Source organism: Campylobacter sp. RM12637 (assembly GCF_020137645.1).
GTDB lineage: Bacteria > Campylobacterota > Campylobacteria > Campylobacterales > Campylobacteraceae > Campylobacter_E.
Genome location: NZ_JACGAV010000012.1, coordinates 1 through 26,060 on the forward strand (window position 1 = coordinate 1; position 26,060 = coordinate 26,060).

Below are 26,060 nucleotides of genomic sequence, written 5' to 3' on the forward strand. Positions count from 1 at the left end.
AATTTGTATTAGCTCCAACTTTTTCTTCTAAAGTATCAAGCATTTTATTTAAGACATTTTTTAATTCAATTAATTGTGGGTTTGCAGGATTTAGAGTAATTCTTGCTTTTAAATCTCCACTTTCAATTGCTGCTGCTGTTTGAACGCTTTGTTCTACTGCGTTTGTATCTTGAGTAAGTGAGTTGATTGTTCTTTCAATGTTTTCATTAATAGCTTTAGCCATAGCTCCGAACTCATCTTTAGAATTTAAATCAATCTTACTTGCTGTTTTTCTTTCGTGATTTATTAGTGAAAATACTTCTCTTAAGCCTTTTTGAATGATTTCAAGTGGGCGTAAAGATTGCTTGATTAATAAATATAAAATAGCTGAAATTATTAGCAATGAGATGATAAACATTGTTAGGTTTTGTTTTAATAAATTATTTAAATTTTCATCAAAATCTTTGTTTTCATTAGTGCTACAAATTGTCCAATTTAATTTATCATAAGTTGTACAAACTGCATTTTTATCATGGTTTTCAAAATTGTATTCAATAGTTTTAAACCCGTTATAATCTTGTGCTTTAGACAATTCTTGTTTAATTGTGTCTATAACAGGATTTTGTTTTAATTCATACTTTGGATTTATATGTAAAGTAAATTGATTGTGTGTATCAAATGCAAATATCGCATTTGTAGCTGAGTATTTTAGTTTTAATACACTATCTTTTAATGGTTTTAGAGTTAAGTCTCCGCCAATTACTCCAATAATTTTTCCATTTTGCATAACCGGAGCATAAATTGTCGCTATAACTGTCTTTAATCTATCATCATAATAAATATCGTCACTTAAATTTACAACTTTATCAACTAAAGCTTCTTTAAACCAATTACGTTCCCTAGCATCAAAATCCTTAATTATATGTGCTGCTTCTTCATTACCCTTATAGAATGTTTTGCCATCTTTAACCTTAGCAAAATATAAAGCATTAAGTCCTGATGGAGAATATAATAAATTTAGTCTTCTTAAAATCATATCTTCATCTGTATCAATATTAACTTCTTCAATAGCTTTAGCAAATTTTGTTAAAAAATTCATCTTACCAGAGAAATATGAATCTACATAGAGCATTGTAGCTTCAAGTGTTTTTTGTTTACCTAAATTAGAATAATTTACAGCGTCATTTTTAGAACTGTTATAATTTAGCAACCCTAATAGAATAAAACAAATAACTAATGGAATGCTTACTAATAGTGGTATTTTGTTAGTTAATTTCATAGATTTTCCTTTAAAAGTAATTGCTTAAATGAAAGATTATAGATATTAAGAATTAATTAAAACTTAATCTTTGTGTTTTGTATTTTTAAATAGTAGTAAAAATTCACTCCCTTTATTTAGCTCGGAATTTAACATTATTTTAATTTTATGTATTCTAGCTATCTTTTTTACTATTGAAAGTCCTAAACCTGTGCCTTTTATTTGTTTGTTTCTGCTTATTTCTTGTCTAAAAAATCTCTCATATATTCTATTTTGAATATCCTTGCTAATGCCTATACCAGTGTCTTTTATAGATAAAACTATGTGTTTTTTGTTTATATTCAAACTAATAATTATTTTGCCATTATCTATATTGTATTTAATCGCATTATCAATTATATTATAAAGCATAGTTTTTATTAGTTTTTCATTGGAAAAAAATATAAACTCATCTATATTCATAAGTATTTTTATATTTTTTTCACGGATTTTAAAATCTAATTCTTTAATAATTTGACTTAAAACATTGCTTATATTTACATTTGTCATCTCAAAATTATTAACTTCATCTAAAAATGATAATTTAATAATCTCATCAATCATCTCAAGTAAAGCACTTGATTGATTGTAAATTGTATCTATGAATTGCTTTTCATCTTCTTTTTTTACTAGATTATTTTTAAGCATTTCAGAGCTTAACATTATTGAAGTAAGTGGAGTTTTTAGCTCGTGAGTAACATTTGCACTAAATTCTGCTCTAATCTTTTTAAATTGTTTATTATGTTCTTTTACTTGAGATAAAAAAGTCTTTAATTCATTGTATTGAAATGATTTATCAAGCTCGTTTATGTCAAGTTCGTATAATGGTTTTACTATGCTTTTGCTTATAAAATATGCAAGAGTTAAGCTAAGTAATGTTATTAGTAAAAATACTAAAAATATTGTTTTAAAAATTTCTATTTTAAAATCAAGATTTATAAAATAAATATTATCAAAAACGCTAAAAATCGCTGCTTGTAATAGTATCAAAACAAAAAATGAAACAAAAAATATAGCAAAAAATATCCTAGTTCTCATAAGCTATTTTATATCCTACTCCACGAATTGTTATTATGTATTTTGCATAATCTTTTAATTTATTTCTTAAAGTATTTATGTGTATATCTAAAGTCCTACTTGAAATATTTGCTCCCCAAATCTCTTTTAATAAATCTTCTTTTTTAAGGCAAATGTTTTGGTTTTTAATGAGTTTTGTAAGTAATTCAAATTCTTTTAAAGTAAGGTTTATTTCTTCTTCATTAATGCTTACTATTCTAGTTTTTAGGTTAATTTTTAAATCTTTAAAAATGATTTCATTATTACAATCAATTCTTCTTAAAATATTTCTAATTCTTGCTAGGAATTCTAAAATAGAAAAAGGCTTAGTAATATAATCACTTGCTCCTAAATCAAGACCTTTTACTTTATCGTTTTCTTGATTTAACGCACTTAGTAAAATTACTTCAATAGCTTTTGTTTTTTCATTAGATTTTATTTTTTTTAGGATACTAAAACCATCTTCGCAAGGTAGCATAATATCAAGCACTAAAATATGTGGAATTTGATTGTTTAATTCGCTAAAAAGCTCTTTTGCATTAATTAAACTAATGACTTTAAAACCACTGCTTTCTAAAGCATATTTTATTAAGTTATTAATGCTTAAATCATCTTCTAAAACATACACCAAAGGTAAATCTTGCATAAGTTATCCTAATTAAAAAATATTGAAAATATTACAAAAAATAAGTAAGAAAAATAATATGAAAATAATTATTAATTTAAATAAATTCTAAATATTAAATTAATTTTGGTTTGTTTATCAAAAATAAATACAATTTCACTCATTTTTAAAAAAAGGAGACAAAATGAAAAAAGTATTATTAAGTTTAGCAGCATTATCTTTATTAAGCACTGCAGCAATGGCTAATGATGGAGCTACATTATTTAAAAAATGTATTGCCTGTCATGGTAAAGCAGCTGAGAAAAAAGCTCCAGGTGCAGAAATTATCATCAATACTTTAGATGAAAAAACAATTTTAGAAGCTTTACAAGGTTATAAAGCTGGAACATTTGGTGGAAAAGCTAAGAAAACTATGGAATTACAAGTTAAAAATCTTAGCGAAGATGATATGAAAGCATTAGCTGCTTATATCGTAACTTTAAAATAATTCTTAAGTTCAGGAGCAATCCTGAACTCTTTTACAAACTAACAACAATTTTCATCATAAACATACAAATAAAAGCATTTAAAATACTTGTTATTATTAGTAGTATCCAGTATTTTTTAGCAACTCCTGCAACAGCTAATAATCTTCCTAAATACTGAAGTTGAGCTCCCATTAAAAATATAGCAGGTAAAACTATGCTAACGCCAATATTATCAATAATCCCATTTGCATATAAATTAACAGCAATTCCAACTCCAGCCGAAGTGCTAAGCCACGCTGATAAAAGTATAGTAATTGCTTCTCCTGGTAAGCCAAAAATATTCATAATAACGCCACAATAATCTCCTAAGAATTTCATAACTCCTAAGATTTTTAACATTTCAGCTATTACATAAGCCATTAAAACATTAGGAATTAGATTATATAAAGCGATATTAAAACCTTTTTTAGCACCTACTATAAAAATATCTAATGGGTTTTTACTCTCATTATTCATTCAAAATCCTTTTTATAAAATGTATTTAAAACTATTCTTACAAAAATAGCTCCTACGAATTTCATAATTAGCATTAATACAAGTGGAATTATTGGTAAGCATACTAAATGTCCTAATAATGCTGAACCTATTGCAAAAAAGTTATTAATCATACCAGCCCCACTATATTGCCAAGCGCAAATTACTACTAAATCTTTATCGTTTATATAATTTTTATCTCTTGCTTCTTTACTCATAGCAGCACCTGCATCTGTGCTTTGTAAATCAGTAATTAATATAAGCCCACATAATCCAGGAACTCCTAAAATAGGTTTTAAAATAGGATTTAATAATTTTTGAGCAGCCTTAATAGCTCCATAATGCTCCATTACTTCAATTACTCCAAGTGCAAGCATTACAGCAGGAATTAAGCTAAATGCAAATAAAAATCCAGCTCTAGCACCACTTCCACCATCTCCTATGAAAGTCGTAGCTTTTATATTAGCTTCATCTAGGATTTTTGGGATTTTACCAAAACCACCTGTTAAAGTAGAAAAATCAAAAGCCTTTAGCATATCGTGTCCTGCTAAAAGTCCTGAAAAAAATAAGATTAAAAATATTAAAGCAAGATAAGCACTAGGTTTTACTTTTCCTACTTCAAATTCTGTAGCTTTTTGCATACTACTCCTTTTAAATAAAATAAAGTTTTTATTCTACAATATTTTTTAAGAAAACAATAAGAAATAGTTATTAGTATTTATATTTTTTAAAGGAGTTAATATGGAAGTTATCAAACATTATGAGTATTTACACGAAATTCCAGAGCTTGGATTTAAAGAATTTAAAACGAGTGAGTATTTAAAAACTACTCTTAAAAATGCAGGTTTTAGTATAACCAATATAGGAGATACAGGTTTTTATACGGAGTTAGGAAGTGGTAGCAAGATAATTGGACTTAGGGCTGATATTGATGCTTTAGGTCATATAATTGATGATAAAGCTTGTGCAAGGCATACTTGTGGGCATGATGCACATATGTCTATGCTACTTAGTGCAGCTTTAAGGGCAAAAGAGCAAAATATCATTAAAAATAACAAAATAAGATTTATATTCCAACCTGCTGAAGAATTAGGCAGTGGAGCTTTAAAGATGATAGAATTAGGAGCTTGTGAAGGTTTAAGCTCTATTTTTGGAATGCATATTCGCCCAATTCAAGAATGCCCAAGTCCTAAAGCAATAGCTTCAATGTATTATGCAGCAAGTTCAGCTATAAAAATTATTATTAAAGGCAAAGCAGCTCACGGAGCAAGACCACATTTAGGAATTAACGCAATTGATGTAGGTGTTAGCATTATTGATGCTGCTAGAAAAATTTATATAGACCCAAATAAACCAAGTAGTATAAAAGCAACTAGATTTATATGTGATAGTGGGGTTACTAATTCAATTCCTAGCGAAGCTATTTTGGTATTTGATTTAAGAGCTCAATATAATGATAGTATGCAAGAGATGAAAGAAAAACTTGAAAAAATCATAACAAATATAGCAAATGCTTATGATGCTAAGGTGAGTTTTGAATACTTAATCAATATTCCTGCAGCTGTAATTAACAAAGATTTAGCTAAGATTTGCGAAAAAGTTATAAGCAATACTTTAGGAGAAGAGAATTTAATCAAAGAGCAATTTACACCTGGTGGAGAAGACTTTTTCTTCTATCCTATTAAACTAGGCATTCCATCAGCATTTATGGGCTTAGGAGTTGATTGTGCTCCTGGACTTCATCATCCTGAAATGAGTTTAAATAAAAATGCCTTAGAAAATGGTGTTAAATTGTGGCTTAATTTAATGCTTGAGCTTGAGAATTTAAAATAGGAATTAGATGAATTATAAATTAGGCGTTATTTTATTAATTGATTTATGCGTTTTATTGTGGCAAAACAGCTTTTTAAGTATTAGCCCTTATGAACTAAACGAGCTTAGCTCAAATAGTTTTAATGGGCTTTTTGCTAATTTTGCCTTAAGTTTTTTTGGCAATGAAAATATAAGATTTGCTTATATAATCTTGCATATTTTAAGCAATATTTTGCTATATAAAATATCAATTAAATACCTTAAAAATAACGCCTATATATCTAATATTATCTTTAATCTTACTCCAGGAAGCCTTGCTTCAGCATTACTAATTAATCCTGCAGGAATTATTATATTTACTTCATTACTTCTTGTATATCTTGCTATAAAAAGGCAATTTTATATATTTTATGGAGTATTGATTGCTTGTATTTATATTGATAAAGCTATGATTTCATTATATATTGCTTGTATTTTTTATGCTTATTTTAATAGATTATCAAAGTTATTAATTTTATCAATTTTACTAATGTTTGCTACTTTTATAATGTATGGATATGATTTTTCAGGCAGACCTAGGGGATATTTTTTAGACTCACTTGCTATTATGTCGGCTGTGTTTTCTCCACCTTTATTTTTGTATTTTTTCTATACGATTTATTATATTAGTTTTAAGGGTAAAAAGGACTTGCTATATTGTATAAGTGCGAGTGCTTTTATAATATGCTTATTATTATCATTTAGACAAAAGCCAGAAATTGCTGAGTTTTTACCATTTTTACTACCTGCTATACCTTTAATAATTGCTAATTTTTTAACTTCTTTTAAAGTGCATTTACCACAATTTAGAGCAAAACATAATGTGATATTATTTTTTGTATTAATTTCTTTAGTGATTAGCTTTTTATTTGTGATATTTAATCCATTTTTATATAGATTTGTTGATGAAAACGAGCATTTTGCTAAAAATTATCATTTAAATAAAGAATTAGCAAAAGAGCTAAAATCACAAGGCATTAATGAAATTAGTGTTCGTAATGATAATTTTAAAGTATTAGAATTTTATGGGATTTTGCCATGCTATCAAAATTGCAAAATAATCACTCCTTGTGAAAAAGGAAATATCAATATAAACTTTTTTGCTAAAGAATTTTCATTTTGTTTAAAGAATGAAATTTAATATAAATATATAAGTAATTATTGTAATAATTTTCAAAAATTTTTAAGTATCATTAAATAAAATTAAACGAAAATTAATTATTTAAAAAGGAGATTTAATGCAAGTTAATTTATCTAATATTTATAATAATACTTATCATAAAATGGGCGAGAGTTTTGGTGGAGTAAAGAGCGAAAGCGAATTAAAACAAATTGATGAAAATATCAAAAATAATAAAATTGATGATATAAAAACAGGCAATAATAGTGGCAATAAAATCTATTTTGAAAGTAAAAATGGCATAAGTTCTGCAAGTATTAGTGATGAGAGTTTAGATAAATTAAAAAGCCATTTTGATAGCAAAGACTTTTATAAGCGTGAAGATGGCAGTATTATTTTAAATGGTAATGCAGAAAAATATATAAGTGGTTGGTTTAGTGATATTGCTTATGCTAGGGGATATGTAGCTGCTAATAAAAACAATAATGATTTTTTAAATAAAGATGAATTATTAGAGCTTAATGTAGTAGCTAAGTTTAGTTTAGATGGAACAAATCCGCAAAATTATCAAAGCTATCAAAAAATTGAGCGTTTTTTAGCTGATAATACTACGATTTTAGATTCTGTGCCTAAAAATATTGATGAAGCATTAAATCAAACAATATTATCAAATAGTGATTTTGATGATACGATAACTTTAGGTGAGAGCGAAGAATTTGCAGCTAATAAAAATCCACAAAACCTAAACACACAAAATACAAGCACTCAAAATGTAAATCTAGCATCAAATGAAATAAAAAGCACTAATGTTGATGATGAAGAAGCAAAGAAAAAGCAAGAAATCGCAAACGCACTATCAAGCCTAACAAGGATTAAAAATACAATTAATACAAACGGGGTAAAAGCACTTAGTAAGGCTGATTTAGATAAGCTTGAAATCTTAAACATTGACCCAAATTCATTGCAAAATCCTCAACTTTTAGAGAAATTTAACAAAGCTAGTGATAAAGCTAACGAGCATTACGCTAATTTTTTAAATGTTGATAAGACTTATATAGATGAGAAAATGGCAAAAAGTGATGAGTTTTTAGGTGATTTTACTCACGATAGTGCTGATATAGTAAAAGATTTGCTAAAGAATAAAACACTAGATAAACTAGCATAAATTAATATTATTTAATTCAAATTCAATTTTAGAATTTGAATTAAGTATTTTTTAAATAATATTTATATGAAGACTTTTTAAAATATCTAAAGCTTTTTGGTGTAAGTCTTCATCATAACTGGCAGTTGCGTTTTTATCTATAAAAATATTTGCATTAGGAAGTGCAGATTTTGCAATCACTGCATTTGATAAGACGCAAATATTGCTTACAAGTCCAACTATTTCAATATTTTTATAATTTTTATTGCTTAGATAATTTCCAAGTTCAATTGAGCCAAAAGTATTTTTATAAAAGCATAAATGGTTTTTAGAAAACTCATTTAATTTTCCATAAATTTCTATCCCATTTGTGCCTTTAATACAATGTTTAATAGGTAGATTTTGCCCTTCTATAGTGTCTAAATAATCATCATTATGTGTATCAATAGTAAAGATTATCTCATCATTATTTTTAAGATATTTTTCATATTTTTCTAAGATGATATTTTCTAAATTCTGTGCCTTTAAAAACCCTAAAGAGCCTGTTACAAAATCATTTTGAAAATCTACTATTATTAAAAGATTTTTCATGAATTTCTTAAGCTTTCGTATTCGCTTGGAATTAGATTAAGCCTTACATCACAAGGACTAAAGCCAACTCGCTCACCTAATTTAAACAATACTTCAAGTGATTTTATTTGCTCATCTTTTAGGCTAATACTATCATCGTTTGCATAAAGACTTAGATATTTATTAAGCTCATCTTCATTTACCCTCACTTCGTTTTTGCCAAGCAATATACGACTTAACAAAGCTTTATTTTGAGTAGCGACTTTTACTGCACGAGTTAGCTCATTTTCAATTTTAATTGCATCACTTAGCATTAAGGAGCGGCGTATTGCCATTCCACCAAGTGGTAAGGTAAGCACTTCGCCACATTCAGCCTTGCAAAACTCCGCCCAAATATCCCAAATCTCACGCTCAACTCTTAATTTATCACTAAAATTAAGAATACTCTCATGAATTAGCACCCCAGCATCTACACTACCATCTAAAACAGCTTTTTCTATATCTAAAAAGTTCATATAAGTAATTCTTGCATTAGGATATGCTAGTTTAAAAATTAAAGCATTTGTGGTATTTTCCCCACTTAAAGCCACTTTAAAATTAGGTTTTAAAACCTTATCTTTTAGAGTGATTAGTTTTGGACCATAGCCATTGCCAAAACTAGTAGCACATCTTAGCAAGGCATATTCGCTTTGAATTTTAGGATACACAGCAAAAGAAATTGCACAAACATCATAAATATTATTTAAACTTGCTTTATTTAGCGTTTCTATATCATCAGCAACGCTAGTATAATTAAACTCCGAACTTATCCAACCATAGCGAATTGCTGCATACATAAAAATATCATCAGCATCAGGGCTATGAGCTAGGCTAATTTGCTTCATTTTTCATCCTTAAAATTTGGAATAATTCCTTTGCTATTTCTTCAATTATAGGAACAATAACACTGTTTCCAATTTGTTTATAGCTTTGAGAATAATTTCTTTTTATTTTATACTCTTTTGGAAAACCCATTAAACCCAAACATTCCATTTCGGTTAATTTTCTGTTAAAATTAACCAATACTGGCACATTATTACCACCTGTTCCCATTTTTGCAGTAAGACAAGGTGATATTTTGTCTGTTTTGAAACTACATCTTGATTTTCTAATCTCATAGGCTAGTATTAAATCTTGATTGTTTATTATATTGCCTTTAAATTTATTTATATTTTCTTTAGCTATTTTTGTAATTTCATATTCTTTGATTTCTTTTTTTTCAATTATGTTTTCTAAATTGATTTGTTTTGGAAGTTTTTTAGGAAATATAAAATTAGCTTTATAGTTTTTATCAATTCCCACACAATACCATCTTTTTCTATTTTGTGGAATACCTAAGTCGGTGGCGTTTATTATTTCGTAAAAAATATCGTAATTTTCTTGTTTTAAAAGTTCTAAAATAGTGTTGATTGTTTTTTTATTGTCATGATTTATTATTCCAGCAACATTTTCAAGTATAAATGCCCGAGGTTTTTTTGCTTTTATTATTCTTAAAATGTCAAAAAACAATGTTCCCCTAGTATCGTTAAATCCTAGTCTTTTACCAGCTATACTAAATGGTTGACAAGGAAAACCAGCACATAAAATATCATGATTTGGTATATCATTTTCATTTATTTGAGTAATATCTCCTGCTGGATATTCATTAAAATTGTCATAGTATGTTTGCCTTGCGTACTTATCAATATCAGAACTAAATACACATTCGGCGTTTAAATGTTCTAATGCTATTCTAAATCCACCGATACCACAAAATAAATCAATAAATTTAAACATTTTTATCGCCTAATAAATGTTTTAAGATAGCAGATACTATTGGTGGATTTACAGCATTGCCTGCTTGTTTATACATTTGTGTATTGCTTATTTTTGAATTTTGGATATTTTTTATGAACTCTGTAGAAAAACCTTGGATTAAAAAGCATTCTTTTGGACTTAATTTTTTAATATATTTTGAAGTATTTTTTTGAATTAGTATTTTTGGAGAATCTGATCTTGCTAAAATTGTAGGCGATAAACCTAGCACAGAATAAACCCTTCGTTGTCTTTCTAAATCATTATGAATTTCTTTTGGTAAGTCTAATAATTTTATAATTTCTTTTTTCTTTGTAATATTTAAATCAATTTTAATTGTATTTATAAATTCTTGAACTTTATTTGGTAGTAAATGATTTTCCAAATCATCTAGAACAATATCATTTAATACTTTAAATGTATTTGATTTATGTAATGTATTAAAAAAATTAAAACATGTGAAATCTTTTTTTATATTGTATATGGTATCAGTACTTGGAGTTTGTTCTTGTGTGTATTTGTATATACCTACGATATAAATTCTCTCTCTATTTTGTGGAATATCAAAATCCTTTGCATTTAATATATCAAAATCAACTGTATATCCTATATCATTAAGAGATTTTAATATCGTTTTAATTGTTCTTGATTTATCGTGTGATATTAAATTTTTTACATTTTCTAAAATTATATATTTTGGTTTTTTAGATTTTAAAATTCTTTCTATATGAAAAAATAATGTTCCACGGGTATCACTAAACCCCATTTGTTTACCTGTAATACTAAATGGTTGGCATGGAAAACCAGCAAATAAAATATCGTGTTTTGGTATATCATTTTCGTTTATTTTAGTAATATCTCCATAAAGTCTAGCCTTAGGGAAATTAGCTAAATATGAAGCTTGTGCAAAATTGTCAATTTCTGATGAAAATATAAGCTTATGTTTTATGTTTGCTTGTTTAATGCCTTCTTCAAAACCACCAATACCTGAAAATAATGAAACAACTTTCAAAAAAAATCCTTATTTGATAATAATTGTATAATTACCTTTGCTTCTTCCCGAGCCTGTTGTTATTGTATAATTCGTTATGATATTTTTAGTTAACTCTGAATTTTTATATATAAAATGTGCTACATAAGGTTCGTTAAACCATCCTAAACCTTGAAAAATAGCTTTTTTTAAATTTATATCAGAATCAATGATATTTCTTAAAATATTTTCACTTTCTTTTTTTATATATGTATAATATTTTATATCATGAAAGTAATTATTATTAAATAACTTATTAAGGTTTGTTAAGTTAATTTTTAAATTATCTAATATAAATTTATTTTTAAACAATTCACTTTCATTTACATATATTAAATTCGCAAAAAATAATTCAAGCGCAAAATCGCAATATTTAGAAAATGCTTTTATAAACGATTCTTTGCTAAATTTGCAAATTGTGTAGTTTTTTGAATTTTTTAATTTGATTGAAATTCCTGTTTTTTCAATTTTTTTATATTGCTCATTTTCATACAATATATATTGATTGAGCAACAATTTGCTTTTATTAATATTATTGATATAAACAGCATACACATCAGCCTTTGGCATTACATTTTTATGGCTTAGATTAGAATATATTCTTTTTTTGACACGGACTAAAAATATATTTTCATAATTATTTATATTTGGCAATATGGTTTTCCATTTGCTATCACTTTTATTTTTATTTAAAGTAGAAACTAAAAAATCTTCTTCTTTATCACCAAAAAATGTTCCAATATTAGAACTCTTTTTCATCATAAGTTGGTTTAAATCTTTTTTCATAGAAGAATATTTGACTTGAATTTGACCTCTTTTGTGTTCTGAGTTACCACTTAATGATAAATTCCAAGATTGAAAACTTAAGTGAGATATATTAAGTGCAGATTTACTCTTATTGTTTGTATTTATCAAAAAATTAATAATTTCAGTTTTACTTAACCATACTCCATTTTCAATATTGCCATGATATATGAAATCTACAGTTGAATTGTATTTTCCTACAAATATAAAGCGTTCTATTAATTCTTTTTTATGTTTATTTAAAAAATTTTGAATACTATTGATTTTATCTGGGTATTTAAGTTTAAATACTTTACTATTAATTCTATTAGATATATCGCCACTTCCATCAAATGTCTCATCTGAATAAACAAAAAACTTAATTAAATTACATATATCATCACTTGCATTTAAATTGGTTTTTATAAAATTACAAAATTCATCTACTTTTTCTTGATGACAGCTATTGCCACTTCCAAGCTTTAGACTAATTCCATATTTAACATCATTTATAAAAATATAAAAATCTTGTTTTACTTTATTATTTGTTACCAGTTTTGCACTAATTTTTAATTCATTTGAAAATCTAATATTTTGGTAATCACATAAATCTTTTATAAAATTTTTCATATTTAAATTTAAATCATTTATGTGTGTTTGATTTAAATAATCAACAAATTGTATTTCATTTTTAAAACCATGAGAATTATTATGAGTATTCATTGTTACTCCTCTAATAATTGAGAAGCTTTAATATTTAATGCATTTGCTATTTTTTCAATATTATTTATAGATATATTTCTAAGATTTCTTTCTACAGCTGAGATATAAGTTCTATGCAATCCCGATCTAAATGCCAATTCTTCTTGTGATAAATTAGCAGTAGTTCTATATTTTTTAAGATTTTTTGAAAAAATATATGATAATTTTTGCATCTAAGCTCCATAATTTTTTTATAGATTATGACAGCTTAGAGATTATTTATCTACATACAATAAGTAACACTTATTCTTGTAAGCAACCTTTGAAAATGAATTTATGATCTTTAGGTAAAGCTTCATAGATATTAAATGCAAGTTCTCTAATCTCTTTAAGTGCAGCTTTACTAGTTCTAAGAGTTAAGAAATTTTGTAAAGCTCTTGCATTTATACTCCAAGTAAGCTCGGTTTTATAACATTCTGGCAAGGCATATTTAGCAATATCTTGTGTCATTCCTTCGGTATTTAAAATAATTCTTAGTTTTTCTAAAGCACAAATACTAGCATTATCAACCAAGCGATTTCCAGTTAGCACAATATATTTTTGTGCATTAGCAAAATCAAATTCCTTAAACTCACTTTCATTTCTTAGTTCTTTTAGAGTATATCTAGTGCTTTTTACTGATAAACTTGCGTGGCGATGTCTTGCTAATTCTTGCAAACAAGCTCTTGAAATGCCTTGAATATAAAAATTATAATTTAAATGTTCAAGCGTGCTAGAGTGCTTATAAATATTTCCGATACGATTTATTAGTTCGCAATCTTTTTCTCCTCCGTTATCGCCTTTATCAAAGCTTTGCCAACAAGTTCTCATAGCGTGAGAACAGATATTTAGTGGGGTGTAATTAAGTAGTGTAATTCTCATTATTTGCCTTTAATTTGATTTTTTTCATTATAGTTTTTTTATATAAATCTTAAGGAAACTTCAATGAATATGCTAAAAATCTCAATTTTAAGTATTTCCTTAGCAACCGTTACAGGTGGAGCTGCCGTTGCACCTGCTTTAGGACTTATTGCTAAGCATTTTTCAAATGATAGTGAATTACTTATTAAATTAATTATTACTTTACCTTCACTTTTTATTATCTTTTCAAGCTTAATTTTTGCAAAATTAGCAAATTATTTAAGCGTTAAGCAACTTGCTTTTATAGGTTTTATATTGTTTATAGTTGGCGGGGTTGCTCCGTTTTTCTTAGATGACATAATTCAGGTTTTGGTGTTTAGAGCGATTTTAGGCTTAGGCACTGGCTTTTTAATGCCATTAAGTGTTTCTTTACTTGGCTTTTTATTTAAAAAAGAAGAGCAAGGAAAACTAATGGGACTTAGTGCAATGTGTAATCAATTAGGAGCAGTTATTACCGTTAGTTTTTCTGGCTTTTTAGCGTCAATTTCTTGGCAATATAGCTTTTTAATATATCTTTTTGCTTTGGTTTTATTTGTTTTAAATATGATTTTTTTACCTAATATAAAAATAGCGGAGAAGAAAAAGAAAATAGATTTAAGAAATATAAAAAATCTTAGTGGAATTTATATTAATTTATTTTTAGTCCAAGTTTTGTTTTTTAATTTTACGAATAATTTTTCAATAATTTATCAAAAAGAGCAAATTATTAGCGCAAGTTTTATTGGTGTAATTATGGGATTTAATGGCTTGTTTGGTGCAATTGCTTCTATGAATTTACATAAAGTTGTTAAAAAAATTAGAACAAAAATCAAAATCTTAGGAGCATTTATTTATATTTTAGCCTTTTTACTTTTTGCTATAAGATTTAGCGAACATATAGAAATCGCAGGAATTAATTTAATGCTAATAATAGGAATAATTGCAGCTATTTTAAATGGTCTTGCAGTTGGCTTTAGCTTACCATTTTTGTTTTCGCAAATTAGCACTAGAAGTAAAAAACAAAACCTAGCTACAAATATGGCATTAGCTAGTATTGCGACATTTAGCGGACAATTTTCTAGTCCATTAATAGATGAATTATTAGAACATATTTTCAATCTTCATCATCCAAGAGACGCATTTTTAATAGCTATGTTTATTGCAATATTCTTATTTATTTATAATCTTAGGTTAAAAATCAAATTAAGAAATTAAAAAAAGGAAAGGTATGGCAAAAGCAAAAGAAACAGCAGTAATTGAAGATAAGGCAAAAGCCCTTGAAGCTGCATTAAAAGGCATTAATAAAGCTTGTGGAGAAGGTGCTATTGTTAGATTTGGAGATAAGCCTATTGTAAAGGCTGAGCCAATTTCTACAGGCTCACTTGGGCTAGATATTGCACTTGGAATTGGTGGAGTTCCTAAAGGAAGAATAGTAGAGATTTATGGGCCAGAAAGTAGTGGTAAGACAACGCTAACACTTCAAATCGTAGCTCAAGCTCAAAAGATGGGTTATACTTGTGCTTTTATTGACGCTGAACACGCACTTGACCCTGTGTATGCTAAGAATTTAGGCGTAAATATTGATGATGTTTTAGTATCTCAACCAAGTTGCGGAGAAGAAGCATTAGAGATTGTAGAACGCTTAGCAAGTAGTGGAGCGGTAGAGCTTATAGTAGTAGATAGTGTTGCTGCACTTACTCCTAAGGCTGAAATTGATGGAGAGATGGGAGATACTCATGTAGGTCTTCAAGCAAGACTTATGAGCCAAGCTTTAAGAAAACTTACTTCAGTAGTTAGCAAGATGAACTCAATGGTAATTTTCATAAATCAAATTCGTATGAAAATAGGTCAAACAGGTTATGGAAGCCCAGAGACAACAACGGGTGGAAATGCACTTAAGTTCTATGCAAGTGTAAGAATTGATATTAGAAAAACCGCTACATTAAAACAAGGCGAAGAGCCTATTGGAAATAGAACAAAAGCAAAAATAGTTAAAAATAAAGTTGCACCTCCATTTAAAACAGCAGAATTTGATATTATGTATGGAGAAGGCATTAGCTACGAAGGCGAATTAATTGATTATGGTATTAAGCTTGATATTGTAGATAAAAGTGGTGCTTGGCTTAGCTATGGTGGTAATAAACTAGGTCAAGGTAGAGAAAATGCTAAAATTTTCTTAAAAGAAAACAAAGAAATAGCAAATGAAATTGCAGAAAAAATTAAAGCTAGTATAGGCGATGATATTACATTAGAAGGAGAAGTTGGTGAAAATAGCGAAGATTGATGCACTTGAAGTGCTAGATAGTAGGGGTAATCCTAGCGTTAAGGTTAAGGTAGTTTTAGAAAATGGTATAAGTGGTGAAGCAATAGTTCCAAGTGGTGCTAGCACAGGGATTAATGAAGCTTTAGAATTAAGAGATGGTGGGAGCTATTTCTTCGGTAAAAGCGTAAGTAAAGCAGTAAATAATGCTAAGCATGTTGCAGCTGGACTAATAGGCAAATGCGTATTTAATCAAAGAGAAATTGATGAGCATTTATTAGCAGTTGATGGCACGAGTAATTATTCTAGCTTAGGTGCTAATGCAGTTTTAGGAATTTCAATGGCAGTTGCAAAAGCAGGAGCAAATGCTAGTAATTTACCATTATATAGATATTTATGTGGAGAGTTTAACGCACTTCCTACACCTATGCTAAATGTATTAAATGGTGGAGCTCATGCTGATAATAATATAGATATTCAAGAGTTTATGTTGCTTCCAACGGGTTTTGATACTTTTAAAGAAAAATTATTCTCAAGTGCAATTACTTATCATACTTTAAAAGATATTTTAAAGCAAAAAGGCTTAAGCACAGCATTAGGAGATGAAGGTGGATTTGCACCTAATTTAAGAAGCAATGAAGAAGCTATTGAATTATTGTTAGAAGCTATTAATAAAGCAGGTTTTAGTGGCAAAATCAATCTAGCATTAGATGTTGCAGCAAGTGAGCTTTATAGTGATGGAAAATATGATTATGAGGGCAAAAAGCTAAGCAGCGATGAGATGATTAATGAGTATGAAAAATTATTAAAATATCCTATTTTAAGCATAGAAGATGCACTTGCAGAGCAAGATTATGAAGGCTGGGTTAATTTAACTAAAAAAATCGGCTCAAGAACACAATTAGTAGGAGATGATTTATTTGTAACTAATGTTAAATTATTACAAAAAGGCATAGATGAAGGTATGGCAAATGCGATTTTAATCAAGCCTAATCAAATCGGCTCAATCTCTCAAACAATAGACGCTATTAAACTAGCTCACGCAAATGGCTATAATACTATAATGAGCCATAGAAGTGGGGAGAGTGAAGATAATTTCATAGCTGATTTTTCATTAGTTTGCAAGTATATTAAAACAGGTGCTCCTGCAAGGGGAGAAAGAACAGCTAAATATAATAGATTGCTTGAAATTGAAGCAGGATTTTAATGCAAGAATTATTAGACAATCATAATTATAAAAAGTCTAATTTAAAGATTTTTACAAAGGGCATTTTAGAAATTGCCCTTTATGTATTTATTTTATTTTTTGGGCTTTTTGCGATATTGTTTTCTAAATCATCAATAGAGACAACTATGATGCTAGATGCAAGGATAGAAAAGCTAAAAAATCAAATATACGAGCTTAATAAAACCAATGCACAATTGCAAAAAGATTATTTTGAATTGCTAAGCATTCAAGGCGATTATGATAATTGATTTTTCAAAATACTCAAGCGTAAAAATCGGCGCAAATTGTGAAGTAAAAGTAATTGATGAGATGATTAAACACGATTATTTAGTCATTGGAAATGCTAGTAATTTGCTAATCAATCAGCCTAAAAATCTTGCAATTTTAGGCAAAAAATACGAATATATTAAAGAATATAATGATTATTTAGAAATAGGGGCTAGAACTAGCTCATATAAATTATTTAATTATTGTAAGAAAAACAATCTAACAGGTTTAGAATTCTTATCGCACCTACCAGGACAAATGGGCGGTATTACTAAAATGAATGCAGGAATGAAAGAATTTGAAATAAAAAATTATATTTTAGAAGTAAATGTTGATAATGAATGGATTAAGCCAAATTTTACTTATAGAAATAGTGATATAAAAGGCACAATTTATGCTATTAGACTTAGATTAAACAAAGGTTTTAGCCTTGAATTAGTAGAACAATTTAGCAAAATGCGAGAAAATCAGCCAAAAGGTGCTAGTTTTGGTAGTATTTTTAAAAACCCACAAGGCTTTAGTGCAGGAGCATTGATTGATAAAGCAGGGCTTAAAGGCAAGGTAAAAGGCGGTGCAAAGATTAGCGAAATGCACGCAAATTTCTTAATAAATTTTAATAAAGCTAGTTTTGAAGACGCATTGTATTTGATAAATCTAGCACAAGATGAGGTTTTAAAGCAATTTAAAATACTTTTAGAACCTGAAGTTCTTATTTTAAATTAAATTCCAATATAAAAATAATTCAAAAAATTTTTAATTTATTTACTTTTGTTAATGGGGGGGGGTATTATAATCATTATCAATTTAAAAATTTAATAAATTATTTATATTCTAAGGAATTTGTTTTGAATATTTTCAAAATTATCATATTTGTATTGATTTTAGTAGGTTTATTGACATTTACGGCTTATTCTATTTTGCTTAGTTTTGAAATTATTTAAAGCTTTTATCTTATTGATTTAGGCAATTAATCTTAAAATATCATTAAAATTAATATTTTTATTCAAAATATACAAATAATTTTTAATTTCCTTGCATTTTGCTATCTTTTAGGTTATTATTTTGGCTTATTTTTTTAAAAAAGGAGATTATTATGAGGAGTTTACTTTGGCTCAGCTAGGAGCACTTTTTCTAAAGTAGGTTTTGTTTTAGCCCTTGCGGGTGGTGCTGTTGGACTTGGAAATGCGTGGAAATTTCCTACAATGGTTGGGACTAATGGTGGTTCTGCCTTTGTTTTACTTTATTTATTCTTATGTTTAACCTTAGGTTTATCTTTATTTTTAGCAGAAATTGCATTAGGAAAAATTACTAAAAGTGATTTAGCTACGAGTTATTTTACCCTTGCTAGATTTAAGCCAAAATTATGCAAAATGGGTGGAGTTTTTATGCTCACTGGAATACTTGTATTATCGTTTTATTTAGTGGTTTTATCTTTAGTATTTCACTATATATTTTTAAGTTTTTCTTTACCTAATACCTTAGATGAAGCAGGAGCGCTTTTTAATAATGCAATAGGCGAGAATTTATTTATTAGCATAATTTGCTTTAGTGTTTGCTTTTTTATGACTATTTATATAGTTAGTCGCGGGATAATTAATGGGATTGAGAAATTAAATGTGATTTTAATGCCTGCATTATTTGTAATACTTTTATTAATGCTAGGTTTTAGCTTTACTCAAGATGGATTTTTAGATGCGTGTGAGTTTTTATTTAAACCTGACTTTTCTAAATTAGGGCTTAATTCTTTGCTTGATGCTTTAGGACTTAGTCTTTTTACTTTATGTCTTGGGATAGGTTGTATTAGCACTTATGCTGCTAGTTTAGATGAAAAAACTAATATTTTAAAATCAAGTTTATTTGTAGTGTTTATAAATCTTTTAATAGGTCTTATGATGGGACTTATTGTTTTTACTTTTGTATTTAAATTCGGAGCAAATCCTAATGAGAGTGGAGCAGGACTTGTATTTGTTAGCCTTGCTACTTTATTTTCAAAATTTGGTTTTTTAGGTGAGATTTTATCATTTAGCTTTTTTATAGCTTTATTTTTTGCAGGAATTACGAGTGCTGTTTCTATGATTGAGCCATTTACTTTTTATCTTGAAAATAAAATGAGTAGAAAAAAAGCTTTGATTATTATTGGAATTTTTGTTTATATAATAGGTATTTTAGCTCTTCTTGGAATGGCTAATAAGCTTAGCTTTAATACTTTTGATGCTTTAGATTTTTTCACAAGTAATATAATGCTTCCTTTAGGAGTGTTGTTTTCTAGTATTTATGCTGGATTTTTAATGAAAAGATATTCATTCTTTAAAATCTTTTTACCTATATTTGGCAAAAATTTAACTAAGTTTTATTTTATTTTTTTAAGATTTGTAACACCAATTATAATAATTTTGATATTAATTAATAATTTTTACCCCTTAGGAAGTTTTTTAAAGTAGAATTAGGCAATTTTTATTTACAGGAGTTAAAAATGTTAGAAGATTTAGGCATAAAGCCGGAGAAGATTTTTTACAATTTAAGTTATGATGAGTTAAGAGCTCACGAGTTAGAGTGCCGTGAAGGTGAAGTTTGTCAAAATGACACATTTGCAGTTGATACAGGTATTTTTACGGGTAGAAGCCCTAAGGATAAGTATTTTGTAAATTCTCATCCATCAAGTGAAAATATAGCGTGGGGCAATGTAAATAGGGCTTGCACTAAAGATATTTTTGATGATAATTTAAGAAGAGCAAAAGAATATTTAAATGGCAAAAAGCTTTATGTTATGGATGTATTTTGTGGAGCTAGCCTTGATAGTAGAAAAAAAATAAGATTTATAACAGAAATTGCGTGGCAAGCACATTTTGTTAAAAATATGTTTATTCGCCCAAGTGATGAAGAACTTAAAGACTTCAAACCTGATTTTGTAATCATAAATGCGTGCAAATTAAAAAATGAAATGTATAAATATCAAGATTTAAATAGCGATGTATTCGTAGGATTTGATATAGAAAATAACATAGGATTAATTCTTGGCACTTGGTATGGTGGCGAGATGAAAAAAGGTGTGTTTTCTATGATGAATTACTGGCTGCCTTTACAAGGTAAGATGAGTATGCATTGTAGTGCGAATGTTGGTAAAGATGGAGATGTTTGTTTATTTTTTGGTCTTAGTGGCACAGGTAAAACTACTCTTAGCACAGACGCAAATCGTGCTTTAATAGGTGATGATGAGCATGGTTGGGATGATAATGGTGTGTTTAACTACGAAGGTGGTTGTTATGCAAAATGTATTAATCTTGACCCAAATAGTGAGCCTGAAATTTACGCAGCGATTAAGAGAAATGCTTTACTTGAAAATGTAGTTATAACTTGCACTAAAGAAGTTGATTTTTGTGATGCTAGTAAGACAGAAAACACTCGTGTAAGCTATCCAATAGAGCATATTGAAAATCACGAACCAAGTTTAAAAGCAGGTCATCCATCTAATATAATTTTCTTATGTGCTGATGCTTTTGGCGTTTTACCTCCTGTATCAAAACTAAACAACACTCAAGCAATGTATTATTTTTTAAGTGGATATACTGCAAAAGTTGCAGGAACTGAGCGTGGTATAAAAGAGCCTGTTGCTACATTCTCTGCTTGTTTTGGCGAACCATTTATGCCGCTTAGTCCTAGTGTTTATGCGAAATTATTGGGCGAAAAGATTAAAAAACACAATGTAAATGTATATTTAGTAAATACCGGTTGGAGCGGTGGAAGTTATGGCGTTGGTAAAAGAATGAGTATAAAAGCAACTAGGTCTTGCATTAACGCTATTTTAGATGGCTCTATTCAAAATTGTGAATATTACAATTATGATGTATTTAATTTAGCAGTTCCAAAGAGTTTAGATGGAGTTGATGAAAGATTATTAAATCCTATTAAAACTTGGGAAAATGAAGCTGATTTCATAGCTACAAGAGATAAATTAGCAAAAATGTTTATAGAGAATTTCAAAAGATACGGCGATAAGGCTAATGAGTTTTTAGACGCTAGTCCTAAGCTATGAGCCTAGATAGTTTTTTACAATTTAAAATAAACAAAGATGGTTTAAAACCAAGAAAACTAGATACCTTACCACGATTTGCCCTAATTTATGGGGCAATTTCTAGTGGTAAAAAATCTTTAGCATTTTATAATTTAGATGAATTTACTTATATTAATATGAGTGATTTAAGATTTATAAATGCTGATTTTAAAAGCTTCATAGAAAAAAATAAAATCAAAAATCTAATAATAAATGAGCCTTTTTTAGAATTTGAATTAGGAAATTTAGAGCGTTGTTATATATTAAGCTCTAATAAAAATTATTCTTATAAAGACTTTATTAAAATAAGGCTTAATTTTTTAGATTATGAAGAATTTATTTCATTTTCAAAGAAAAATTATAGCCCTAGTGAGCATTTATCAAATTATTTATTATTAGGGCAAAATCCTGCTAATGTGGATTTAGACCCACTTAACGCTGCTTTAAATACTCAAGCTATTTTAAAACAGCATTTAAGCGAAAACGAAATAATCACTCTTAAAGAATTAGCTTTAAAAATAGGCGTTCAAACAAGTATTTTAAGTCTTTTTAGTGAGTTTTTAAAACATAAAAAAATAGCAAAAAATGATTTTTTTAAATGCGTTTATTCTTTAGAAGATAGATTTTTATTGCACTGGGTAAAGCATATTAAAAAAAATCTAAAAAAACCTTATTTTTATGATTTTTCAATGAAAAACTCACTTAGTTTTAAAAAGGATTTTTCTAAAACTTATGAGAATTTAATAGCTAATGAACTTTTGATGGTTTATGATGAGATTTTTTATGATGATGATATAAATTTTATTATTAGTTCGGCTAGTTTAGGAATACTATGCGAAGCTTTTACTAATAAAGATTTTATAAAACTAAAAAGCAAAAAATTAAGCAAAAAAGCCAAAGAATTAGGGCTTAAAAATATCTTAGTTTTATCATTAAACGAGCAATTTAATTTCGTTAATGATGAAATTAGATTTATAGGACTTACTTTAAATACTTGGCTAATTTCAAAGGAATTAAATGATTGGGATTGATGAAGCTGGGCGTGGAGCGTTTGCGGGTCCATTAGTGCTTGCAGCTTGTAAGTTAAAAATAAATATAAACGAATTAAATGATAGTAAAAAACTAAGTGCAAAAAAGCGTGAGAATTTGTATGAGATAATTAAGCAAAACTCTGATTATTTAGTAGTTTTTGTTGATAATGAATATATAGATTTAAATGGAATTAGAGCGGCTTATCAAAAAGCTTTAGGAGAAATTATAGAGCATTTTGAAAAAGATGAATTATTATTTGATGGTAATACTGATTATGGAATGGGTATAAAAACTCTAATAAATGCTGATGAGATAGAGCCTTGCGTTATGGCTGCTAGTATTTTAGCTAAGGTTAGTAGGGATAATTTTATGGCTAATTTAGATGATAATTTATATGATTTTAAATCTCATAAAGGCTATGGAACCAAAACTCACATAGAAGCTATTAAAATTCACGGCTTAAGTTTATTACATAGAAGGAGTTTTTGTGCTAAATATAGTAGATGATTATTTAGCTACTGCTAAGGGTAAAGAGCTTTTAAAGGCTTTAGATTACGAATATGAAAATAATATAATTTATCCACAAAAAAAGGATTTATTTAAAGCCTTTAAATTATGTGAAATTCCAAAAGTAATAATAATAGGTCAAGACCCATATCACGATGGAAGTGCTGATGGTTTAGCGTTTTCATCTAGTATTAAAATTCCACCTAGTTTAAGAAATATTTTTAAAGAAATCTTAAATGATTATCCAAATGAAGCTGTATTTTTACAAAGTGATTTGAGCTATTTAGCAAGACAAGGCGTGGCATTATTAAATGCAAGTTTAAGCGTGCAAAAGAGCAAACCTAATTCTCACAAGCATTTATGGGAAGATTTTTTCCTTTATGTTATACAAAGGATTAATAATGATTATGATAATTTAGTCTTTATGTTGTGGGGGAGTTTTGCAAATAATTATGCAAAATATATTGATACTAAAAGGCATTTAATATTAAGCTCGGCTCATCCAAGTCCACTTGCAAGGGGTAAATTTTTTAACAATCAACATTTTTTAAAATGTAATGAATACTTAAAATCAAAAAATAAAAGCCTAATTAATTGGTTAGAATAGTTTTTAATAATGCTTAATTTATTAATCTTTTGTATAATGTAAGTTTTTTCAAAAAGGAGCAAAAATGGCAGATTTAGATAAAGAATTAGAGGTTTTGTTTAAGGACAATACAGATGATTATTTAACTTATGAGATGATAGTTAAGTTATTTAAAAAAGCTCCAACAGCAGCAAATATAAAGACTATTAAGAATTTAGTAAAAGAATATAATGTAAATCTTCTAAGCTCGGCAGAAATTGCTAAAATGAGAAATCTAAAAGAAGCAAAAGAAAGAGCAAAACAAAGAGAATTATTAAGAGAAAATGAATTAGAAGGCGATTTAAGCAAAGATTATGATTTAAGCGAAATTAGTAGAAGTGAAAGCCCTGTTAGAATGTATTTAAGAGAGATGGGGCAGATTGATTTGCTTAGCAAAGAAGAAGAAGTTGAAATAAGCAAAAGAATTGAACTTGGCGAAGATATTATAATTGACGCTTTTTGTAGCGTTCCTTATCTAATTGATTTCATATTAGACTATAAAGATGCTTTAATTAATCGCGAGCGTCGTGTGAAAGAATTGTTTAAGAATTTTGATAATGATGAAGATGAAAATGAAGAAGATTTAGAAGAAGATGAATTAGATGATAGCGATGAAGAAAGAAAGCCTGTAAAATCTTTAAAAGAAGATAAAAGAGCAATTAAAGTAATTGAAAGCTTTAAAGCTTTAGAAAAGGCAAAAAAAGAATGGTTAAAAAGCTCACACAAAGAGCAACTTAGCAAAGATGAATTGCAAAATCATATAAATATTGCTTTCAAAAAGAATATTTTAAAAGAAAAATTATTAGCTTTAGGGCCAACTTCTAAACTAATTAATGAAATTGTAAAATCTATGGAAACGGTTTTAAAAAGTGATGTAGATTTTGATAAAGAATTAAAACGCTTAGAATATCGTTTGCCTATGTTTAGTGATGAATTAAAAGAAAGACATAAAAAAATCTTAGATAATATTACCAATTTAAGTAAAGAAGAAATCACAGAATTAGCTTTAGAAAATACTATGGTTAGCACTTATATGGAGATTAAAAAGCTATTCCAGACAAAAGAAGCTAGTGAAAATTGCTTTGATATGGATAAAGAAAGATTAAAAGAGATTTTAGAGCAAATCAAGCGTGGTAAAAATATTAGCGATACTGCAAAAGGTAAGATGGCTAGGTCAAACTTAAGATTAGTTGTAAGTATTGCTAAACGCTATACTAATCGTGGTTTAGCATTTCTTGACCTTATTCAAGAAGGAAATATCGGTCTTATGAAAGCGGTTGATAAGTTTGAATATAAGCGTGGATATAAATTCTCAACTTATGCTACTTGGTGGATTAGACAAGCAATTAGCCGTGCAGTAGCTGATCAAGCAAGGACAATTAGAATTCCAATCCATATGATTGATACGATTAATAAGATTAATAAATTTAGTAAAAAGCGTGTGCAAGAATGTGGAAAAGAGCCTACAATTGATGAAATTGCTAAAGAAATAGGTATGAGTGAAGATAAGGTTAAGCAAGTTATGAAAATAGCAAAAGAACCTGTAAGTCTTGACGCACCTGTTGGAAGTGATGATGATGGAAGATTTGGTGATAGCGTAGAAGATAGAAGTAGCATTAGTCCGCTTGAGCATATTTTAAAAGAAGATTTAAAAGAGCAAATAAATGGAGTTTTAGAGCAACTTAATGAAAGGGAAAAAACCGTTATTAAACTTCGTTTTGGACTAACTGATGATGAGAGTGATAGAACTCTTGAAGAGATAGGAAGTGAGTTAAAAATCACTCGTGAGCGTGTAAGACAAATAGAAAGCACAGCTATTAAAAAACTTAAATTCCCTAAATACGGAAAACAATTAAAAGGAGCAAGTTCGTGAAAAAATATGAAATATTTAATGTAAATTGCTCTCATTGTGTTAAAAAAATTAAAGATAATTTAGAAGATGAGTTTAATAATATTACTTTTAGTGATGATTTAAAAACAATTATCATTGATTGCGATGATAAAGATTATCTTAGCAAATGCTTAGAAGAACTTGGCTTTAAATTAGGCAAAGAGATTTGAATTTTAAAAGGCTTTTTAAAATTATTATTAAAAAGCCTTTTTATAGCTTAGAATTTATAAAGCAAAAAAACAATCAATTTTATTTTAATATTAGTTAAG

27 protein-coding genes and 1 pseudogene are annotated in these 26,060 nt (G+C 27.8%); 16 read left to right on the plus strand and 12 right to left on the minus strand.

The genetic code is table 11. The annotated features are described in order from the left end of the window. The 3 genes from AVBRAN12637_RS06720 to AVBRAN12637_RS06730 form a co-directional block, all read right to left on the minus strand. Positions 1 to 1,258: cache domain-containing protein (locus AVBRAN12637_RS06720; protein ID WP_336615558.1), on the minus strand; the 1,258-nt coding region annotated here is incomplete at its 3' end. A gap of 63 nt (positions 1,259 to 1,321) precedes the next feature. Further along, the gene (locus AVBRAN12637_RS06725) at positions 1,322 to 2,314 is read right to left on the minus strand and encodes a sensor histidine kinase (protein ID WP_336615559.1); all 993 of its coding nucleotides are present in this window, start codon (positions 2,312 to 2,314) and stop codon (positions 1,322 to 1,324) included. Next, entirely contained in the window at positions 2,304 to 2,978 is a 675-nt protein-coding gene (locus tag AVBRAN12637_RS06730; RefSeq protein WP_239803033.1) for a response regulator transcription factor, read from the minus strand. Before AVBRAN12637_RS06730 ends, AVBRAN12637_RS06725 begins: the two co-directional genes overlap by 11 nt. Before the next feature lie 163 nt (positions 2,979 to 3,141). On the opposite strand from AVBRAN12637_RS06730, the gene AVBRAN12637_RS06735 reads away from it, so the two are divergent. Beyond that, the gene (locus tag AVBRAN12637_RS06735; protein WP_214118628.1) at positions 3,142 to 3,444 is read left to right on the plus strand and encodes a c-type cytochrome; all 303 of its coding nucleotides are present in this window, start codon (positions 3,142 to 3,144) and stop codon (positions 3,442 to 3,444) included. A gap of 31 nt (positions 3,445 to 3,475) precedes the next feature. Here AVBRAN12637_RS06735 and AVBRAN12637_RS06740 read toward each other — a convergent pair whose 3' ends face one another. Together AVBRAN12637_RS06740 and AVBRAN12637_RS06745 are read right to left on the minus strand one after the other, a co-directional pair. Then, positions 3,476 to 3,940, minus strand: coding sequence for a YjiG family protein (locus tag AVBRAN12637_RS06740; protein WP_239803032.1), 465 nt, complete (start codon positions 3,938 to 3,940; stop codon positions 3,476 to 3,478). Then, entirely contained in the window at positions 3,937 to 4,599 is a 663-nt protein-coding gene (locus AVBRAN12637_RS06745; RefSeq protein WP_239803031.1) for a hypothetical protein, read from the minus strand. The genes AVBRAN12637_RS06740 and AVBRAN12637_RS06745 overlap by 4 nt, the downstream gene beginning before the upstream one ends. 100 nt (positions 4,600 to 4,699) lie before the next feature. Between AVBRAN12637_RS06745 and AVBRAN12637_RS06750 the strand changes: the two genes are divergently transcribed. The 3 genes from AVBRAN12637_RS06750 (at position 4,700) to AVBRAN12637_RS06760 (ending at position 8,094) form a co-directional block, all read left to right on the plus strand. Next, positions 4,700 to 5,791 (plus strand): amidohydrolase, encoded by a 1,092-nt coding sequence (locus tag AVBRAN12637_RS06750; RefSeq protein ID WP_336615560.1) that lies wholly within the window; start codon positions 4,700 to 4,702, stop codon positions 5,789 to 5,791. A gap of 7 nt (positions 5,792 to 5,798) precedes the next feature. Continuing rightward, positions 5,799 to 6,950, plus strand: a complete 1,152-nt coding sequence (locus tag AVBRAN12637_RS06755; protein WP_336615561.1) for a hypothetical protein — start codon at positions 5,799 to 5,801, stop codon at positions 6,948 to 6,950. Positions 6,951 to 7,047: 97 nt separating this feature from the next. After that, on the plus strand, positions 7,048 to 8,094 hold the full coding sequence (locus AVBRAN12637_RS06760; protein WP_336607609.1) for a hypothetical protein: 1,047 nt from the start codon (positions 7,048 to 7,050) through the stop codon (positions 8,092 to 8,094). A 51-nt stretch (positions 8,095 to 8,145) separates the two neighbouring features. Here the strand turns inward: AVBRAN12637_RS06760 and AVBRAN12637_RS06765 are convergent, their stop codons facing one another. The 7 genes from AVBRAN12637_RS06765 to thyX all read right to left on the minus strand — a co-directional run bounded on the left by AVBRAN12637_RS06765 (position 8,146) and on the right by thyX (position 13,912). Further along, complete coding sequence (locus AVBRAN12637_RS06765; RefSeq protein WP_214118617.1) at positions 8,146 to 8,664, minus strand: cysteine hydrolase family protein; 519 nt, start codon at positions 8,662 to 8,664, stop codon at positions 8,146 to 8,148. Then, a complete protein-coding gene (locus AVBRAN12637_RS06770) occupies positions 8,661 to 9,527 on the minus strand; it encodes a menaquinone biosynthesis family protein (protein WP_214118615.1) in 867 nt (288 codons plus the stop codon). Before AVBRAN12637_RS06770 ends, AVBRAN12637_RS06765 begins: the two co-directional genes overlap by 4 nt. Further along, on the minus strand, positions 9,514 to 10,458 hold the full coding sequence (locus AVBRAN12637_RS06775) for a DNA cytosine methyltransferase (RefSeq protein ID WP_239803028.1): 945 nt from the start codon (positions 10,456 to 10,458) through the stop codon (positions 9,514 to 9,516). Before AVBRAN12637_RS06775 ends, AVBRAN12637_RS06770 begins: the two co-directional genes overlap by 14 nt. Next, the gene (locus tag AVBRAN12637_RS06780; protein ID WP_239803027.1) at positions 10,451 to 11,488 is read right to left on the minus strand and encodes a DNA cytosine methyltransferase; all 1,038 of its coding nucleotides are present in this window, start codon (positions 11,486 to 11,488) and stop codon (positions 10,451 to 10,453) included. The genes AVBRAN12637_RS06775 and AVBRAN12637_RS06780 overlap by 8 nt, the downstream gene beginning before the upstream one ends. A 9-nt stretch (positions 11,489 to 11,497) precedes the next feature. Then, complete coding sequence (locus tag AVBRAN12637_RS06785) at positions 11,498 to 13,012, minus strand: hypothetical protein (RefSeq protein WP_239803026.1); 1,515 nt, start codon at positions 13,010 to 13,012, stop codon at positions 11,498 to 11,500. Positions 13,013 to 13,014: 2 nt separating this feature from the next. Then, the gene (locus tag AVBRAN12637_RS06790; protein ID WP_239803025.1) at positions 13,015 to 13,224 is read right to left on the minus strand and encodes a helix-turn-helix domain-containing protein; all 210 of its coding nucleotides are present in this window, start codon (positions 13,222 to 13,224) and stop codon (positions 13,015 to 13,017) included. A gap of 70 nt (positions 13,225 to 13,294) precedes the next feature. Then, complete coding sequence (gene thyX, locus AVBRAN12637_RS06795) at positions 13,295 to 13,912, minus strand: FAD-dependent thymidylate synthase (RefSeq protein ID WP_336615562.1); 618 nt, start codon at positions 13,910 to 13,912, stop codon at positions 13,295 to 13,297. A 63-nt stretch (positions 13,913 to 13,975) separates the two neighbouring features. On the opposite strand from thyX, the gene AVBRAN12637_RS06800 reads away from it, so the two are divergent. The 12 genes and pseudogenes from AVBRAN12637_RS06800 to AVBRAN12637_RS06855 all read left to right on the plus strand — a co-directional run bounded on the left by AVBRAN12637_RS06800 (position 13,976) and on the right by AVBRAN12637_RS06855 (position 25,961). After that, a complete protein-coding gene (locus AVBRAN12637_RS06800) occupies positions 13,976 to 15,145 on the plus strand; it encodes an MFS transporter (RefSeq protein WP_214118611.1) in 1,170 nt (389 codons plus the stop codon). Positions 15,146 to 15,158: 13 nt separating this feature from the next. Then, positions 15,159 to 16,214 carry a recombinase RecA gene (recA, locus tag AVBRAN12637_RS06805; RefSeq protein ID WP_214118609.1) on the plus strand — a complete coding sequence of 352 codons (1,056 nt, stop codon included), beginning with the start codon at positions 15,159 to 15,161 and terminating at the stop codon, positions 16,212 to 16,214. Then, positions 16,192 to 17,397: a phosphopyruvate hydratase gene (gene eno / locus AVBRAN12637_RS06810; RefSeq protein ID WP_336609599.1), complete on the plus strand. Its 1,206-nt coding sequence runs from the start codon at positions 16,192 to 16,194 to the stop codon at positions 17,395 to 17,397. The genes recA and eno overlap by 23 nt, the downstream gene beginning before the upstream one ends. Then, a complete protein-coding gene (locus AVBRAN12637_RS06815) occupies positions 17,397 to 17,666 on the plus strand; it encodes a hypothetical protein (RefSeq protein ID WP_214118605.1) in 270 nt (89 codons plus the stop codon). The genes eno and AVBRAN12637_RS06815 overlap by 1 nt, the downstream gene beginning before the upstream one ends. Next, positions 17,656 to 18,408, plus strand: a complete 753-nt coding sequence (locus tag AVBRAN12637_RS06820; protein WP_336608184.1) for a UDP-N-acetylmuramate dehydrogenase — start codon at positions 17,656 to 17,658, stop codon at positions 18,406 to 18,408. The genes AVBRAN12637_RS06815 and AVBRAN12637_RS06820 overlap by 11 nt, the downstream gene beginning before the upstream one ends. 395 nt (positions 18,409 to 18,803) lie before the next feature. Next, positions 18,804 to 20,126 (plus strand): annotated as a pseudogene (locus AVBRAN12637_RS06825) (sodium-dependent transporter); the annotation flags it as partial. A gap of 32 nt (positions 20,127 to 20,158) precedes the next feature. Then, a complete protein-coding gene (gene pckA, locus AVBRAN12637_RS06830) occupies positions 20,159 to 21,718 on the plus strand; it encodes a phosphoenolpyruvate carboxykinase (ATP) (protein WP_214118600.1) in 1,560 nt (519 codons plus the stop codon). Next, positions 21,715 to 22,767, plus strand: coding sequence for a hypothetical protein (locus AVBRAN12637_RS06835; RefSeq protein WP_214118599.1), 1,053 nt, complete (start codon positions 21,715 to 21,717; stop codon positions 22,765 to 22,767). Before pckA ends, AVBRAN12637_RS06835 begins: the two co-directional genes overlap by 4 nt. Continuing rightward, entirely contained in the window at positions 22,754 to 23,275 is a 522-nt protein-coding gene (locus AVBRAN12637_RS06840) for a ribonuclease HII (RefSeq protein WP_214120593.1), read from the plus strand. Before AVBRAN12637_RS06835 ends, AVBRAN12637_RS06840 begins: the two co-directional genes overlap by 14 nt. Beyond that, positions 23,256 to 23,882, plus strand: a complete 627-nt coding sequence (locus AVBRAN12637_RS06845; RefSeq protein ID WP_336615563.1) for a uracil-DNA glycosylase — start codon at positions 23,256 to 23,258, stop codon at positions 23,880 to 23,882. Before AVBRAN12637_RS06840 ends, AVBRAN12637_RS06845 begins: the two co-directional genes overlap by 20 nt. A gap of 64 nt (positions 23,883 to 23,946) precedes the next feature. Then, complete coding sequence (gene rpoD / locus AVBRAN12637_RS06850) at positions 23,947 to 25,773, plus strand: RNA polymerase sigma factor RpoD (RefSeq protein WP_214118593.1); 1,827 nt, start codon at positions 23,947 to 23,949, stop codon at positions 25,771 to 25,773. After that, a complete protein-coding gene (locus AVBRAN12637_RS06855) occupies positions 25,770 to 25,961 on the plus strand; it encodes a hypothetical protein (RefSeq protein WP_214118591.1) in 192 nt (63 codons plus the stop codon). The genes rpoD and AVBRAN12637_RS06855 overlap by 4 nt, the downstream gene beginning before the upstream one ends. Positions 25,962 to 26,060: the final 99 nt, after the last annotated feature.

Coding starts and splice junctions, on each gene's coding strand:
- AVBRAN12637_RS06725 (WP_336615559.1), bottom strand. CDS start 2,314: ATGAGAACTAGGATATTTTTTGCTATATTTTTTGTTTCATTTTTTGTT.
- AVBRAN12637_RS06730 (WP_239803033.1), bottom strand. CDS start 2,978: ATGCAAGATTTACCTTTGGTGTATGTTTTAGAAGATGATTTAAGCATT.
- AVBRAN12637_RS06735 (WP_214118628.1), top strand. CDS start 3,142: ATGAAAAAAGTATTATTAAGTTTAGCAGCATTATCTTTATTAAGCACT.
- AVBRAN12637_RS06740 (WP_239803032.1), bottom strand. CDS start 3,940: ATGAATAATGAGAGTAAAAACCCATTAGATATTTTTATAGTAGGTGCT.
- AVBRAN12637_RS06745 (WP_239803031.1), bottom strand. CDS start 4,599: ATGCAAAAAGCTACAGAATTTGAAGTAGGAAAAGTAAAACCTAGTGCT.
- AVBRAN12637_RS06750 (WP_336615560.1), top strand. CDS start 4,700: ATGGAAGTTATCAAACATTATGAGTATTTACACGAAATTCCAGAGCTT.
- AVBRAN12637_RS06755 (WP_336615561.1), top strand. CDS start 5,799: ATGAATTATAAATTAGGCGTTATTTTATTAATTGATTTATGCGTTTTA.
- AVBRAN12637_RS06760 (WP_336607609.1), top strand. CDS start 7,048: ATGCAAGTTAATTTATCTAATATTTATAATAATACTTATCATAAAATG.
- AVBRAN12637_RS06765 (WP_214118617.1), bottom strand. CDS start 8,664: ATGAAAAATCTTTTAATAATAGTAGATTTTCAAAATGATTTTGTAACA.
- AVBRAN12637_RS06770 (WP_214118615.1), bottom strand. CDS start 9,527: ATGAAGCAAATTAGCCTAGCTCATAGCCCTGATGCTGATGATATTTTT.
- AVBRAN12637_RS06775 (WP_239803028.1), bottom strand. CDS start 10,458: ATGTTTAAATTTATTGATTTATTTTGTGGTATCGGTGGATTTAGAATA.
- AVBRAN12637_RS06785 (WP_239803026.1), bottom strand. CDS start 13,012: ATGAATACTCATAATAATTCTCATGGTTTTAAAAATGAAATACAATTT.
- AVBRAN12637_RS06790 (WP_239803025.1), bottom strand. CDS start 13,224: ATGCAAAAATTATCATATATTTTTTCAAAAAATCTTAAAAAATATAGA.
- thyX (WP_336615562.1), bottom strand. CDS start 13,912: ATGAGAATTACACTACTTAATTACACCCCACTAAATATCTGTTCTCAC.
- AVBRAN12637_RS06800 (WP_214118611.1), top strand. CDS start 13,976: ATGAATATGCTAAAAATCTCAATTTTAAGTATTTCCTTAGCAACCGTT.
- recA (WP_214118609.1), top strand. CDS start 15,159: ATGGCAAAAGCAAAAGAAACAGCAGTAATTGAAGATAAGGCAAAAGCC.
- AVBRAN12637_RS06815 (WP_214118605.1), top strand. CDS start 17,397: ATGCAAGAATTATTAGACAATCATAATTATAAAAAGTCTAATTTAAAG.
- AVBRAN12637_RS06820 (WP_336608184.1), top strand. CDS start 17,656: ATGATAATTGATTTTTCAAAATACTCAAGCGTAAAAATCGGCGCAAAT.
- pckA (WP_214118600.1), top strand. CDS start 20,159: ATGTTAGAAGATTTAGGCATAAAGCCGGAGAAGATTTTTTACAATTTA.
- AVBRAN12637_RS06835 (WP_214118599.1), top strand. CDS start 21,715: ATGAGCCTAGATAGTTTTTTACAATTTAAAATAAACAAAGATGGTTTA.
- AVBRAN12637_RS06840 (WP_214120593.1), top strand. CDS start 22,754: ATGATTGGGATTGATGAAGCTGGGCGTGGAGCGTTTGCGGGTCCATTA.
- rpoD (WP_214118593.1), top strand. CDS start 23,947: ATGGCAGATTTAGATAAAGAATTAGAGGTTTTGTTTAAGGACAATACA.